The sequence below is a fragment of the Rhizobium sp. 16-488-2b genome, assembly GCF_017741815.1.
Classification (GTDB): domain Bacteria; phylum Pseudomonadota; class Alphaproteobacteria; order Rhizobiales; family Rhizobiaceae; genus Rhizobium.
On record NZ_JAGHMF010000010.1, the window covers coordinates 61,777 to 76,793 of the forward strand.

At 58.2% G+C, this 15,017-nt stretch carries 12 protein-coding genes and 1 pseudogene; 3 read left to right on the forward strand and 10 right to left on the reverse strand.

What is annotated here, in order from left to right; all coding sequences use genetic code 11:
- Nucleotides 1-120: 120 nt before the first annotated feature.
- Nucleotides 121-933 carry an IS21-like element helper ATPase IstB gene (istB, locus tag J5286_RS11525; protein WP_209190441.1) on the reverse strand — a complete coding sequence of 271 codons (813 nt, stop codon included), beginning with the start codon at nucleotides 931-933 and terminating at the stop codon, nucleotides 121-123.
- Nucleotides 923-2,452, reverse strand: coding sequence for an IS21 family transposase (gene istA / locus J5286_RS11530; RefSeq protein ID WP_209190442.1), 1,530 nt, complete (start codon nucleotides 2,450-2,452; stop codon nucleotides 923-925). The genes istB and istA overlap by 11 nt, the downstream gene beginning before the upstream one ends.
- A 331-nt stretch (nucleotides 2,453-2,783) precedes the next feature.
- Between istA and J5286_RS11535 the strand changes: the two genes are divergently transcribed.
- Nucleotides 2,784-3,317 carry an NUDIX hydrolase gene (locus J5286_RS11535; protein ID WP_209190443.1) on the forward strand — a complete coding sequence of 178 codons (534 nt, stop codon included), beginning with the start codon at nucleotides 2,784-2,786 and terminating at the stop codon, nucleotides 3,315-3,317.
- A gap of 37 nt (nucleotides 3,318-3,354) precedes the next feature.
- Nucleotides 3,355-3,872, forward strand: a pseudogene (locus J5286_RS31215) (HIT family protein).
- A gap of 226 nt (nucleotides 3,873-4,098) precedes the next feature.
- Here the strand turns inward: J5286_RS31215 and J5286_RS11540 are convergent.
- The 8 genes from J5286_RS11540 to J5286_RS11575 all read right to left on the reverse strand — a co-directional run bounded on the left by J5286_RS11540 (nucleotide 4,099) and on the right by J5286_RS11575 (nucleotide 13,690).
- A complete protein-coding gene (locus J5286_RS11540; protein WP_209190444.1) occupies nucleotides 4,099-5,172 on the reverse strand; it encodes a sn-glycerol-3-phosphate import ATP-binding protein UgpC in 1,074 nt (357 codons plus the stop codon).
- Nucleotides 5,172-6,020, reverse strand: coding sequence for a sn-glycerol-3-phosphate ABC transporter permease UgpE (ugpE, locus tag J5286_RS11545; RefSeq protein WP_209190445.1), 849 nt, complete (start codon nucleotides 6,018-6,020; stop codon nucleotides 5,172-5,174). Before ugpE ends, J5286_RS11540 begins: the two co-directional genes overlap by 1 nt.
- Nucleotides 6,021-6,028: 8 nt before the next feature.
- Entirely contained in the window at nucleotides 6,029-6,910 is an 882-nt protein-coding gene (ugpA, locus tag J5286_RS11550) for a sn-glycerol-3-phosphate ABC transporter permease UgpA (protein ID WP_209190446.1), read from the reverse strand.
- Between the two features lie 70 nt (nucleotides 6,911-6,980).
- Nucleotides 6,981-8,288 (reverse strand): sn-glycerol-3-phosphate ABC transporter substrate-binding protein UgpB, encoded by a 1,308-nt coding sequence (ugpB, locus tag J5286_RS11555; RefSeq protein ID WP_209190447.1) that lies wholly within the window; start codon nucleotides 8,286-8,288, stop codon nucleotides 6,981-6,983.
- A 168-nt stretch (nucleotides 8,289-8,456) separates the two neighbouring features.
- Nucleotides 8,457-9,257, reverse strand: coding sequence for an inositol monophosphatase family protein (locus tag J5286_RS11560; RefSeq protein ID WP_209190448.1), 801 nt, complete (start codon nucleotides 9,255-9,257; stop codon nucleotides 8,457-8,459).
- Nucleotides 9,258-9,278: 21 nt separating this feature from the next.
- The gene (locus tag J5286_RS11565) at nucleotides 9,279-10,352 is read right to left on the reverse strand and encodes an ABC transporter ATP-binding protein (protein WP_209190449.1); all 1,074 of its coding nucleotides are present in this window, start codon (nucleotides 10,350-10,352) and stop codon (nucleotides 9,279-9,281) included.
- Complete coding sequence (locus tag J5286_RS11570) at nucleotides 10,349-12,592, reverse strand: ABC transporter permease (RefSeq protein WP_209190450.1); 2,244 nt, start codon at nucleotides 12,590-12,592, stop codon at nucleotides 10,349-10,351. Before J5286_RS11570 ends, J5286_RS11565 begins: the two co-directional genes overlap by 4 nt.
- A 69-nt stretch (nucleotides 12,593-12,661) precedes the next feature.
- The gene (locus tag J5286_RS11575; RefSeq protein WP_209190451.1) at nucleotides 12,662-13,690 is read right to left on the reverse strand and encodes an ABC transporter substrate-binding protein; all 1,029 of its coding nucleotides are present in this window, start codon (nucleotides 13,688-13,690) and stop codon (nucleotides 12,662-12,664) included.
- Between the two features lie 160 nt (nucleotides 13,691-13,850).
- On the opposite strand from J5286_RS11575, the gene J5286_RS11580 reads away from it, so the two are divergent.
- Nucleotides 13,851-14,861, forward strand: a complete 1,011-nt coding sequence (locus J5286_RS11580; protein WP_209190452.1) for a LacI family DNA-binding transcriptional regulator — start codon at nucleotides 13,851-13,853, stop codon at nucleotides 14,859-14,861.
- Nucleotides 14,862-15,017 lie beyond the last annotated feature (156 nt).

A 15,017-nucleotide genomic window follows, 5' to 3' on the forward strand; every position in this document is an offset into this window, starting at 1 on the left:
TATCCCGTGAGTTGGATTGAAAAGCACGACACAAATCGCAACTTTCCGTCGCAGCGGCCGCATTCTGTTGATTTCCACTGAGAAGTGACCCGGCATTTCCACCGAGATTTGACCCGCCTGTTATGTATGTTTCGGGTCTGGTGTTGGGGTCAAGTTCCTGTTTTTCTCCTTTTTGGTTTTAGTATCGTGTGCTGAGCTGTTCTTGAATCGGAAGCTGTCGTTTCCGGTCTCAAGGATGTGGCAGTGATGCGTGAGGCGGTCGAGCAATGCCGTTGTCATCTTGGCATCGCCGAAGACGCTGGCCCATTCGCTGAAGCTGAGGTTGGTGGTGATAATCACGCTGGTTCGCTCGTAGAGTTTGCTTAGCAGATGGAACAGTAGTGCGCCGCCTGATGCGCTGAACGGCAGGTAGCCAAGCTCATCGAGAATGACTAGATCGGAATGGGCAAGCCGACCGGCGATCTGTCCGGAACGACCTTGAGCTTTCTCCTGTTCGAGTGCGTTCACCAGTTCGACCGTCGAGAAGAAGCGTACGCGCTTGTGATGATGCTCGATGGCATGCACACCAATCGCGGTGGCGACGTGGGTCTTGCCCGTGCCAGGGCCGCCGACCAGCACGATGTTATTGGCCTCCTCGATGAAGTCGCACTGGTGAAGCTGACGCACGAGCGCCTCGTTGATCTCGCTGCTGGAGAAGTCGAAGCCATTGAGATCGCGGTAAGCTGGAAAGCGTGCCGTCTTGAGCTGATAAGCGGTTGATCTGACCTCCCGCTCGGCTGTCTCGGCTTTGAGGAGTTGCGACAGGATCGGAATGGCCGCTTCAAATGCCGGAGCCCCTTGCTCGGTGAGTTCGCCGACCGCCTGTGCCATGCCATGCATCTTCAAGCTCCTTAACATGATGACGATGGCTCCGCTCGCTGGATTATGACGCATGGCGACCCTCCGTCGTTCTCCTCAGAGCATCGTACCGTTCGACGTTCGCCTTGGGCTCGTTGATCAGCATCAGGGCTTGAGGCGCATCGATGGTGGGCGGCGTGGCGGACTTGCCGTCGACCAGGCGATGGAGCAGGTTCAGCACATGCGTCTTCGTGGGAACATTGGACTTCAGCGCCATGTCGACAGCCGACAGGACGGCCTGCTCGTCATGCTGAAGCACGAGCGCCAGGATATCGACCATCTCACGATCACCGCCCGGCTTCTTGAGGAGATGCTGCTGCAGCGTTTTGAAAGCGTCTGGGAGTTCGGTGAATGGTGCGCCATTGCGAAGGGCACCGGGCTTGCGCTGTACGACTGCCAGATAATGCCGCCAGTCGTAGACTGTCTGTCCGGGTCCATCATGTGAACGGCTTATGATCCGGCCATGCTCGCATACGATCAGACCTTCGGCTGCCACAACGATACGGTCAGGGTAAACCCGAACGCTGACGGGCCGATTGGCGAAAGATGCCGGAACACTGTAGCGATTGCGGTCAAAGTGCACGAGACATGTTGGGGAAACCCGCTTGGTATGTTCGACGAAGCCATCGAACAAACGGGTTGTTGGCATCAGGGCCAGTGCTTCCTCGGCCCACAGATCAGCAATGGTGCCGCGCATCTTTCCATGTGGCGTCTGAGCCCAGAACTCCTTGCATCGGAACTCCAGCCAGTCGTTGAGGGCTTCCAGCGATGCAAAGCGGGGGATCGGTTGAAAGAACCGATGACGGGCATCCTGAACATTCTTCTCGACCTGGCCCTTCTCCCAACCAGATGCCGGATTGCAGAACTCGGGTTCGTAAAGGTAGTGACTGGCCATGGCCATGAAGCGGATGTTGACGTCCCGATCCTTGCCGCGCCCGATCTTGTCGATTGCCGTGCGCATGTTGTCGTAGATGCCACGCCGAGGAACGCCGCCAAACACACGGAACGCGTGGTTATGGGCGTCGAATAGCATCTCATGCGTCTGCAGGAGATAGGCCCGGACGACGAACGCCCTGGAATAGCTGAGTTTGGTGTGAGCCACCTGCAGCTTGGTTCGCTCGTTGCCAATGATCGCCCAGTCCTCCGACCAGTCGAACTGAAACGCTTCCCCAGGCTCGAATGCAAGAGGCACGAAGGTCCCACGGCCTGAGGTCTGCAGCTCTATCTGTAGATCGGCCTTCCACTCGCGAGCGAACGCTGCAACGCGGTTGTAAGAGCCTTCATAGCCAAGGCTCATCAACTCGGCATGCAACTGCTTCAAAGTCCGCTTTTGCTTCCGGTTCTTTTTGGACTCCGTCTTCAGCCAAGCTGACAGCCGATCAGCAAACGGGTCCAGCTTGCTCGTCCGCTCGGGAACCTGAAACACAGGCTCCACGCCATTCAGCCGCAGATATTTGCGAATGGTGTTCCGGGATAAGCCCGTCCTGCGGCAAATCTCTCGGATCGATAAATGGTCTCGGAAATGCCAGCGCCGGATCACGCTCAGTAATGCCATGTCGATCACTCCACAGCCCTCGCATTAGACACGAGGGAAAGTTGGAACATGGGTCACTTCTCGATGGAAATATCTTGGGCTGCCGGGTCACTTCTCAGTGGAAATCAACAGGCAGTCTTATCGCGATGCGCCAGAAGCGACTATGGCGAGGCTTGGGACATCCAAGCCAGCAGGACAATCGGAGCGTAAGCGGCACGAAGTCTTTCGCGCCATACGATCATGACTGCAATCAATCATGTGGATTCCATCGGTTGTGCCTGTCAGACCGACGGTCTGCCCTATGTGTCACGTTCATGGGCCGCTACCATTTGGTGGTTCACGGATGATCCATATGCCGGGTAAGAAGAAGACTACAGACATTCCGAAGAAACGTGCTTCCCTGTTAGCGCAGCTCGCCGACGAACCAGAGAAGCTGTTCTCCGGTGCCTTCCGGCAGCAGTACGGTGCGGTCTGTTTTCGCTATGTGGGGGAGACATCGAAGATCGAGGTGCTTGTCATCTCGTCGCGAGACACCGGTCGATGGATTGTGCCCAAGGGCTGGCCAATGAAAAAGAAGAAGCCCCACGAGGCGGCCGCGATAGAAGCCTGGGAAGAGGCCGGCGTCAAAGGCGCAGTACATAAGGCCGCTATCGGTCGATACACCTACCTCAAGTTTCTTGATGACGGTGACGTCGTTCCCACAATCGTCGACCTGTTCCAGATCGAGGTCACTGTGCAGCAAGACGAGTTTAAGGAAAAGGGGCAGCGCCGTCTCGCCTGGGTCGAACCAGATGAAGCCGCCCGGCGCGTGCGCGAGTTGGAGCTGAAATCCCTGTTGGTGGACTTCAAGCCAAAAGGAAAACGCAATCGTACCAAATCTGGATAGCGAACACGCTACTGCTGAACGTTGGGCACGTCGGTCGATGGATTACAATCATGACACAACACACGGACACAAGGTTCCGGCAGAGTATCATGTCGCCGATATTGCCGGATGGTCGATAAATCATCGCCTCAACTCGGAGTTACCTGGCTATCTCATGATCGCTGCCGAAATGGCCACGAATGACTTCAGCGACTTGCCTGCTGAAACGTTGTCTTCACTGGGGGTGATATTTTCGACAGTGCAGCGTGCACTCACTGAGCTCGGGGCAAAGCGGTGTATGTCGGGCGATACGGGCACTCCCCCGGCTATCCAATCCATTCTCATGCGATACCGATCTATGATTGGGTCGAGGACCGCTTCTGGAAAGACGACCGCTACCGAATGCTTGACAAGTTCGCGCATGGCCCCGGCGAAACCGCGACCGATGGTGCTGAACTGACCCTATTTGTCTGGCGGGAATTCTGTGAACGTCCGGACCCGCCACCGATCGAAGGCCCGTCGGTGATGGAGACGATCGCAATCCTACGTCAAATAATCGCGTTCCAACCAAAATGAGCGCCGCATGCGCCGAGAGCGGACTTGTCGTGATCATAGTTTTTTCTCGGGTTGGTCATTCTCAGGCGCAGCACTTGTTTCCGGCTATCGCCAGTGCTCAGCAAGTTGAAGACGGTTGCAGCGTCTCCGTAAGCCAGCGGTCGCGGGGCTTGCAACGCGCTGGACGCGAGTTGAGATCGACATGCGCAATGACGCCGCGGAGCACCGGCGAAGACTGTTGCTTTGCTCAAACCTCACGAGTAGCGGCCTCTTGGCCATGCCTTTCAAGGCGACGACCCTCTGCATCGAAGAGATGAATGGCATTGGTCTCGGCGCCGACGACAACGCGACTTCCAACCGCCATCATCGATCGCCCCGCGACGCGGAAGACAATCTCGACCCCGGACGCCGTGGTTGCATGGACATAGCTTTCGGCACCCACGAGTTCGACGGCACCGACTTCGACAGCGAAACGCACCGGATAACCCTCCTGCGAGCCGACAATCTTCAAGTCTTCTGGCCGAACGCCGAGCGCAGAGACATCAGGAGGAAGCGACAGGCCGGCAACATCGGCCGTCAAAGCATCTTTGCCGATAAGGTTCATGGCCGGCGAGCCAATGAAGGCCGCGACGAACGTGGTGGCCGGCCGCTCGTAAAGTTCGATCGGCGTGCCGACCTGCTCAATCTTCCCGCCATTCAGCACGACCAGGCGATCGGCGAGCGTCATTGCTTCCATCTGATCATGGGTCACGTAGACGCTTGTCGTCGACAGCGAGCGCTGCAGCTTGCGGATCTCCACCCGCATCTGGACACGCAGCTTCGCATCGAGATTGGACAACGGCTCATCGAACAGAAATGCCTTCGGTTCGCGCACGATTGCCCTGCCCATCGCGACGCGCTGCCTCTGCCCGCCCGACAACTGTCGCGGTTTGCGCTCGAGCAGGGAACCGATCTCCAGGGAACCCGCCGCAGCAGAAATACGCCGCTCTATCTCTGCCGCAGCCATTCCTCTGTTTTTCAGACCATAGGCCATGTTCTGCCTGACGGTCATATGTGGGTAAAGCGCGTAGTTTTGAAAGACCATCGCGATATCCCGCTCGGATGGTTCCAAAGCGTTGACAACGCACCCGTCGATCGCGATTTCTCCGGAGGAGATCGCTTCCAATCCCGCAATCATCCGCAAGAGCGTGGATTTCCCACACCCGGACGGCCCGACGAGTACCACCATCTCACCGTCGGCGATGTCGAGCGAGATTCCCTTTATCGCCTCGAAGCCACCTGCATATGTCTTGCGAACGTCCCTGATCGTGATGCTTGCCATTACTTCTCTGTCTCCACGAGGCCCTTCACGAACCAGCGCTGCATCAAGACGACAACGAGGATCGGGGGAATGATTGCAAGAATTGCGGTGACCATGACGAGGTTCCAAGGCGTCGCCGCGTCGGCGAAATCGACCATCTTGCGCAGCCCGATGATGATCGTCGACATGCTCGCGTCGTTGGTCACAAGCAGCGGCCAGAGATACTGTGTCCAGCCGTAGATGAAGAGAATGACGAAAAGCGCCGCCAGGTTGGTGCGTGAGAGCGGAAGCAGGATGTCGCGCATGAAGCGGATCGGTCCTGCATTGTCGACACGGGCGGCCTCCACCAATTCGCCAGGTATCGTCAGGAAGAACTGCCGAAACAGAAAGGTTGCGGTCGCCGATGCCATCAGTGGAAGGGTCAGCCCCGCATAGGTGTCGATCATGCCCAGATCGACGATGACCTTGTATGTCGGCAGGATGCGGACCTCCACGGGCAACATCAGCGTCACGAAAATCATCCAGAAGAAGACCATGCGCAACGGAAAGCGGAAGAACACGATCGCGAAAGCCGACAGGAAGGAAATGATAATCTTGCCGATCGCGATCAGGGCCGCGACAACGATCGTGTTGAACATCATCCGCTCGAGGCTGACCCCGACGACCCGCTCAACCCCACCGACTAGGGCGTCGCCGTAATTTTCTGCGAAATGGCCTTGTGGAAGCATGGTGATTGGCGGGCGCAGTATCTGCGCCGACGTCATCGTCGATGCGACGAACGTGTAGTAGATCGGGAAGGCAACGATGATGATCCCGAGCACGAGGATCAGATGGCCTGTGATACTTGCAATGGGGCGCCGATCGATCATCTCAAACCTCAAGCGTAGTGGACGCGGCGTTCGACGAAGCGAAACTGCACGGCCGTCAGCGCAATCACGATCACCATCAAGACGACGGATTGGGCAGCAGACGAGCCGAGATCCAGATTGACGAAGCCGTCATTGTAGACCTTGTAGACCAGTGTCTCGGTCGCCTTGGCCGGTCCCCCGCCGGTCACGGCATGAATGATCCCGAACGTATCGAAGAAGGCGTAAACCGTGTTGACGACGAGCAGAAAGAACGTGGTCGGCGCCAGTAAGGGAAACACAATCGTCCAGAACCGACGGCTCCCGCGCGCGCCATCGATAGCCGCAGCTTCGATCAATGATTTCGGGATCGCCTGAAGGCCGGCGACGAAAAACAGGAAGTTGTAACTGATCTGCTTCCATGCGGCCGCGACGATCACCAGGACCATAGCCTGTCCGCCGTTCAAAAGCGGATCCCAGGCAAATCCAGCCCGCCGCAGCATATAGGCGAAGCTTCCCATCGCCGGATTGAACATGAAGAGCCACAACATGCCTGCAACTGCGGGAGCCACAGCGTAAGGCCAGATCAACAGAGTGCGATAGAACGTCTGGCCCCGCCTGATACGATCGACGGCGGTGGCAAGCGTCAACGCCACGATCATCGCCAGGGCTGCGGTCGCCACACTGAACACGACTGTCACCTGAAGCGAATGAATGTAGCTTGGATCGCTCAGGATCCTGCGAAAGTTCGCCAGGCCGACAAATCCACTTTTCAGCCCGAACGGGTCTTCCCGCTGCATGGATTGATAAAGCGCCTGACTGGCCGGCCAGAAGAAAAACACGACCGTCAGAACGATCTGCGGCGCCAACAGAAAATAGGGAAGGACTTTATTCGGGAAGACGACATTTTGCATGCGGAGACCCCCTTGAGCGAAGCGAGGCGATCATCCGCGCGCGTGAGCGCGGATGATCGACAGATCAAGCTTACTGGGCGATCGCCTGCTGGATGGCCGCGTTGCCCCGCTCGACAGCCTTATCGAGAGCGGCCTTGGCATCCTGCTTGCCCGCGAGCATCGCTTCGAACTCCTCGTTCATGATGTCGCGAACCTGCGGCAGGTTGACGAGACGAACGCCCTTGGAGTTTTCCGTCGGCGCCTTGCCCATCATCTGCAGGATCGGGGTCTCGCGACCCGGGTTCTTCTCGTAGAAGCCCGACTTCTTCGTTTCCTCATAGGCAGCCATGGTCACAGGCATGTAGCCCGACACCTGATGAAGGCGCGCCTGGATCTTGGTCTGCGACAGGAAATGGAAGAACTCGGCGATACCCTTGTACTCGGCGTCGCTTTTGCCAGCGAATACCCAAAGGCTTGCGCCGCCGGGGATGGTGTTTTGCGGACGGCCCTCGCCCGGCTCATAGGGCAGTTGCCCAATTCCGTAGTTCATACCGCTCTTGACGATATCGCCCAGGCCGCCGGACGATTCCGTCAGGATAGCGCACTCGCCCGACGTGAAGAGCTGCTTTGCTTCGGATGTTCGACCGCCATAGCGAAACGTTCCATCCTTGGCGAGGTCGGCGATATCCTGGAAGTGCTTGACGAAGTCAGGCGTGTTGAACGCAAGTTTGACGTCGGTGCCCGCCAAGCCGTTTTCGTTGCTGCCGTAAGAGAGATTGTTCCATGCGGCAAAGTTCTCGGTCTGGATCCAGGTGAGCCAGGTCGACGTCAGACCGCAGGCAGCGCCGCTTGCCTTAATTTTTTTGGCAGCCTCGATGACATCAGGCCACGTCTTTGGTGCGGCCTCTGGATCAAGTCCAGCCTTCTTGAACAGGTCCTTGTTGTAATAAAGGATCGGCGAGGAAGAGTTATATGGGAACGACAGCATCGTCCCGTCCGGCCTGGAATAGTAGGCCGCGATACCCGGCAGATATTCGTCCTTGTTGAACTTGTATCCGCCCTTCTCGAGGACTTCGGCGACCGGCATGATTGCCCCTTCAGCCCCCATCATCACGCCGCTGCCTGCATCGAAGACCTGCAGGATCGCCGGCGACTTCTTGGCCCGGAAGGCTGCGATGCCTGCGTTCAGTGCTTCGGGATAGGTGCCCTTGAACACCGGAACGATCTTGTAATTGGTTTGGCTCTCGTTGAATTCCTTGGCGAGCTGGTCGACCACCTCGTTGTTGGCGCCGGCCATAGCATGCCACCACTGCAACTCCGTGGCGGCAAACGCGCCGCCTGCAGTCGTGCTTGAAAGAAGGGCTGCGGCGAAGCCGATCGCGATTGAATGACGAAACATGTTTCCTCCCTTTGGGTCAATTCGTGCATATTGCGCCTGCGTGGCGCAGCCGACCTCCCCGTCAGCAACGCCGCACATCTGTCAAAGCCGGTAGCCGGCTTAAAATTTGTCTCCTGTCACAACTAACGCCGCGAAGCGATCTGTCCAGATATCGGCAATCGTGCGTTGTCAAATTCCGGCAATATCGCGAAGATCCTCGATGGCGCCGGGTGCTGCCGCAAGAACAGGCGCCCCCTTCGTCAACCGGTCGCCGTCGGTCGGGAATGGGTGGTACCAGCCGCCGGCCTCCTTCACGAGGCAATAACCGGCCAGGCAATCCCAGGCATGCATGTAGGGTTCGTAATAGCCCACAAGACGGCCGGCAGCGACATAGGCAAGCATCAGTGCACCAGATCCATTTCGAATGAAGTTGCCGCCGGCAGACAACAGCTTTTCCACCATCGCGGCAACGAATGCCGGCGTAACATGGTTGTTGGCGCCGATACCTGTCACGGAATTGCGGATCGTGCGTGAAGGATCGAGCGACAGCGATTGTCCGTTCAACGTGGCACCGGATCCAGCGGCCGCCGAGTAGAGTTCACCGTGACACGGTGCAAAGACAACGCCGACAACAGGCACGTTATCCTGGAGAAGCGCGACCGAGATGCACCAGTTCGGCATGCCGTTGACAAAAGGGCTCGTTCCATCGATCGGATCGACGACCCAGGTCAGACCCGACGTGCCGGCTTCAAGTCCGTATTCCTCCCCAAGGAAACCGTCACCGGGATAGGTTTCGTGAACGGCGTCTCGAATGAGGTTTTCGACGTCCCTGTCAGCGATCGATACGACGTCCTGGGGATCCCGCTTGGTTTCTACGACCAGGCTTTCCCTCTTTTCGAAGTACCCGAGCGCCAGCGCGCCAGCCTTCTTTGCAACGGCTTCCGCAAAGGCCCTGCGAGCATCGAGGCCCACTGAAGAATGCGATGTCATTTCAAACCCTCTTGCGATTTCTTACTTGGCTGGTGCGGTAATCAGCGCGATCCCGCGATCCTTGAGACTGATGGCGACTTCAGTCGCCGTATCGAATGGTGAATCCGCCGTCCTGTCGATGACGAACAAGTTCCCCCTGCCGGTCGCGACCTCGTATTCGACATGATCGCCGAGATAGGCGGCATGCGTGATCCTGCCGGTGAAGGCACCCGTCGTGGTCGTGCGATGCAACTGAATTGCGTTCGGCCGGATAGCGAGTTCGGCCCTGCCGGCCGATGCATTCCTGGCAGCAACACGGTGTTTCAGCCCTTCGATATCGATCAGTGCTATGCCGTCCTCGACACTTTCGATCTGGCAGGCCAACACGTTGGCCTCACCCATGAAATCGGCGATGAAGGCGGAGGCGGGCGCATCGTAAAGGTCGCGTGGCGCGCCTTGTTGCGCGATCTCGCCATCCTTCATCACGATGATCTGGTCCGACACGGCAAGAGCCTCGTCCTGGTCATGTGTGACATAGACCGCGGTGAAGCCCAGTCGCTGTTGCAGATCGCGAATTTCGGTGCGCACCCTTCGACGCAAGCGTGCGTCCAGATTGGATAGCGGCTCGTCGAGCAGCAGTACCTGCGGCTCCAGGACCAGGGCACGCGCGACGGCAACGCGCTGCTGCTGGCCACCCGACAATTCGGCCGGCAGCCGCTCGCCCATGCCGTCGAGCCCGACGAGCTTCATCGCCTCCTTGGCGCGTTCGCGCGCTTCCTTGCGCTTGATCCCTGATGATTCCAGGCCGTAGGCGACGTTGTCGAGCGAGGTCATATGCGGAAAGAGCGCGTAGCTTTGAAACACCATCGACACATCGCGCTCGTTTGCCGGCAGCATCGTCACGTCCTTGCCGCCGATCAGGATACGTCCCGCCGAGGGGTGCTCGAGACCGGCAAGCATGCGCAGCGTCGTCGTCTTTCCGCATCCCGACGGTCCAAGAAGGGTGACTAGCGTTCCCGGTTCGATGGTGAGCGACAGGTCGGGAATGGCTGTGAAGGCGCCAAATGTCTTTCTCACTCGTTCGAACGTAACAGAGCCGGGCACAGTCTTGCTCATGCGGTTTTCTCCTGATTGAGCGGCAGGGAGGAGGGTTTGGCTGTCGGGGCAGCGAGCGCCACACGGTTCTCACGGCGAAGTCGGCGTTCGCCGACCAGCAACTGGAAACCACCGATCACAGTGACCATCACGACGATAAGGGCGGACGAGTAGGCGATCGCAACGCCGTACTCGCCGTTTTCGACAAGGCCGACGATGTAGGCCGTGGACATATTGTATTCGGCGCTGACGAGGAAGATCACGGCGCTGATCGAGGTGATCGCCCGCACGAAGGAATAGACGAGGGCCGCGGTGATCGCCGGGCGCAGAAGCGGCAGGATCACCTTTCTGACGGTTCTGAAGCTGTTTGCACGCAAGGTCAGAGATGCCTCGTCGAGGCTCTTGTCGAGCTGGCTCATAGCAGCAACACCACCGCGCACGCCGACCGGCATATTGCGGAAGACGAAGCACGCGACGAGGATAAGTGCGGTACCGGTCATCTCCAGCGGCGGCAGGTTGAATGCCATGATGTAGCTGATGCCGATCACTGTGCCCGGAATGGCAAAGCTCAGCATAAGCGCAAATTCGAAGACGCCGCGGCCGACGAATTTCTGGCGTACGATCAAATAAGCCGTCAGCAGGCCGACAGCGGCCGTCAATGGCGCGGAGATCAGCGCGATCTCCATCGTCGTCCAGAAGGAGTTCCAGGCAACACCCGTCCAGGCTATGCCGCCGTCCTCGCGCCAGCCGATGGAAAAAGCACTGATGTAGTGCTGGAATGTCAGGCTGTTATCCAGTCCCCAGGTTCGCACGAAGCCGCCGAAGAGGATCATCGCGTAGACCACGACGGTGAAAAGCGCCCATGGAATGACGATCGCATGAACGGCGATGGACAGGCCGCGCGGCAAGGCAGCATGCGCTCCAGAATCGCCCTTTCCGGTGACCGTGGCATAGCTTTTTCCCTGAAGCCAAAGTCGCTGGGCGAGGAAGGCCGTCATGGTGAAGGCTAGCAGGATCATCGCAAGGACTGCGGCGCGGGCGGGGTCGTTTTGCGATCCGACGACGGCGAAGAAGATCTCCGTGGATAGGACACCGTGGCTGCCACCGAGAACCATTGGATTGCCGAAGTCCGCCATGCTTTCGATGAAACTGATCAGAAAGGCATTGGCGAGACCTGGCTTCATCAACGGCAGGGAAACCCGCCAGAAGGTGCGCCAACGATCGGCTCTAAGCGTCTGCGACGCTTCTTCCATCGAAGGGCTGACGCCTTCGACGACGCCGATCAAGACAAGGAACGAGATTGGCGTGAATGACAGGACCTGCGCGATCCAGATACCGGTCAGACCGTAGAGCCAACGGCCCGGCTCGATACCGAGCGCTGATGCTGCGAACTGCGTTACAACACCCGCCCGCCCGAACAGCAGTGTCAGTGCAAGACCGACGACAAAGGGTGGCGTGATGATCGGCAGGATCGTCAACAGCCGCAATCCCCTCTTGAAAGGAAACCGGGTGCGTGTTGCGACGAGCGCGAAGCAGAGACCGAGCAAAGTTGCGCCGCCAGCCGTCATGATCGCGAGCCACAGCGTGCGCCAGGCCACGCCACAGCGCTCGCCCCCGACCACGCAGCTAAGGCTCCAGACCGACGAATCCTGAATGGTATTGAAGAAGCCGCTGGGATCAAAAGAGCCGTCGACCGACTGGAAAGCCGCAATGAACATGCTTCCGACCGGATAGAAGACGAAAACAGCAACCAGGACCACGAGCATCGAGATGGCGCTGACTACAAACGCGTCACCCTTCATGACGCCGCGATCGGCAAGACCGAACGAAAAGAACAGCACGAAAACGATACCGGCAAGAATGGCGCCGGCCCCCATGGACGGCTGCCCGTCCGGCAAGGCGCCAAACAGTGCTTCGCTGATTACCCATGACCAGCCGGAAAAGGTGATTGCCAGCCCTTGAAGCGTGAGAAGCGTTAATCCGACACAACCGCAAACCGCCAGTAGAAGACCGCGGCTTGGGGCACTGGGAACGAAGCGCGCGACACAACCAGCAACAAAGAGCAAGGCAACCAGGCAGAGCCACCAGCGTCCGAAGCTTGCGATCTCGATTGCCGCCGGTGCGCTTGCTGCATCTGAAAAGTGGCCGGAAAGCCATTGGAAGCCGAAGAAACCGCTTTCGATGCGATACCAGGGTAACAGCAGGAAGGCCACGCCACCCATGAGAATGGCGATATCGAGACGGCGATTGCTAGAGATCATGTCGGTTGTCCGCAGCGTTTCGTGACGGTCGGAAAGGCAGGAGCCTCAAGGCCCCTGCCTTTCATTCGATCAGTTGGCCTTGGCGCCGATTTCCTTGTCCCAGCGGGACAGAAGAGCCTTGCGAACATCTGGATCGCCGTACTTCTTGAAATCGTAGTCGATCAGCTTGATGTCTTCGAACTTCGGCGCCTCCTTCGGCACCTCGGCAGACTTGTTCGAAGGCAGCTGGAAGGACTTCGCGTCCTTCATGTGCGATTGGGCATCCGCACTCAGCGCCCAGTCGTACCACTTCTTGGCATTTTCTAAGTTCTTGGCGCCCTTGACGATCGACATCGAGCCGATCTCGTAGCCCGTCCCCTCGCACGGCGCGACCGCCTTGATCGGGAAGCCCTCGACAGTCTGGGCGACGGCATCATGCATGAAGACGACCCCGATGGTGGACTCGCCGCGCGCTGCGGCCTTCACCGGCGCGGAACCAGACTTCGTGTACTGGGAGATGTTGGCGTTGAGTTTCGCCAGATAGTCGAAGGCCTTGTCCTCGCCCATGATCTGAACGAGCGTCGCAAGGGTGTTGTAAGAGGTTCCCGACGAGTTCGGGTTGGCGATCTGGATTTCGCCCTTGTACGAGGGATCGAGCAGATCGGCCCAGCACTTCGGCTCCTTCAGGCCTTTCTTCTGCAAAATCTCGGTATTGTATCCCCAGCCGAGAGCACCGGCGTAGACACCAACCGTGCGGAACTTCGCACTTTCCGCCTGCTTCTTGGCCCAGTCCTGCAATTGGTCGAATAGCGGCGACTTGTATTCGAGCGTCAGTCCCTCGCTAGCCGCCTGCAGATGGGGATCACCAGTGCCGGCCCACCAAAGGTCGGTCTTGGGATTGCGTGCTTCTGCCCGGATCTTCGCATAGGTCTCGCCAGCCGAAAGGCGAACCATGTTCACCGAAATATCCGTCTGCTTCTCGAACAGACCCTTCATCAAGTCGCAGACCTGCTGGTCGGCTGAGCATATGACGTTGAGATTTCCGGCAGCATGAGCCGGAACGGCAAGCGATGAGATAGCAACGGCAAACGCGGCTGTGGCGAGTTTAATAGAATCCATCATTTCCTCCATTTAAACGACGCCTCCACGTCGCCGCTATTTTGCAAGCGTGTGCAAAGCTTGCATATGACAGAAAAGACTGTCAATGAATTTCTCGACATCTGTCCATGTTTGCAGATGCGAACAATATTGCAAGCGCTTGCAAAATGGGAGGGATCGAATGCCGCCAAAGGACTTCGTCAGCGCACTTGAGGTAGCGCAGCGCGCCGGCGTCTCCAGATCAGCGGTCTCTCGCACCTTCACGCCGGGCGCCAGTGTCTCCGCCGAGACCCGTAAAAAGGTCACCGACGCGGCCGAAGCGCTCGGCTATCATGTCAACGAACTTGCTCGCGGCTTGATGCGGAATGAAAGCGGCATTGTCTGCCTGGTCGTATCGGACGTCGCCACTCCCTATCGCTCGGCATTGCTTCGCGAGCTGACAAGTAAGCTGCAGAATGTCGGCAAGGTCGCAATGTTGATCAACACGGATCGCTCGGATGGCAGCGTTGACCGCGCTCTGTCTCAAGCGATCCGTTACCGCGCCGATGCATCCATTATCCTGTCGGGTCTTCCTGACGCTTCGATCGTCAGGCTATGCCTCAAAAACGGCCAGCGGCTCGTCCTCATCAACCGCGACGACGAGGAGCCGGGTCCGCTCAAGATCAATCTTGATGATTTCGAAGCCGGAGAACGGATCGTCACAGCATTTGCAAGAGCAGGCTGCCGATCGCTCGCCTTTGCAAACTCGGAGGCGGGGACGCCGAGCCTGATGGGTCGCGAACACGGCTTCGTTGCGGCCGCGAGGAAACTTGGCCTCGAAGTCTCTGTTGAACGCTACGGCTGGACTGGTTATGAGGCCGGTCGCGTATTGGCACAAAGGCTGCTGACGCGCACGCAACGCCCGGATGCTGTCTTCTGTGCGACAGATCTGCTGGCGTGCGGTTTCATGGACACGGCCCGACACCAGTTTGGTATCGGTGTCCCGCAGCAGCTTTGTCTCGCGGGTTTTGACGATATCGAGCAAGCCTCATGGTCATCGTATGGCCTGACCACATTTGCGCAGCCGGTTGCCGAGATTGCTTCGAAAGCGGTTGAATGGCTTTCAACGAGCGAAGCTGCAGACAACATCCTGCAGCATTCTGTAAGGCTGACAGCTGAGTTGATCTGGCGAACGTCAATCCGAGCAGGGTGAACTGACTAGCGCTGCGAAGTGGGGTAAAGCGTGGTAGCGGCTTTTGTAGCTACGGCCGGGCGTGTCGCAAAGCCGGCGATAGGACGCGTTGAGCCGATAATCACCCAGCTTTTACGCTTTGTTAACCTTTTGAAGTCCGAAGAGGCGCCCGAGCAG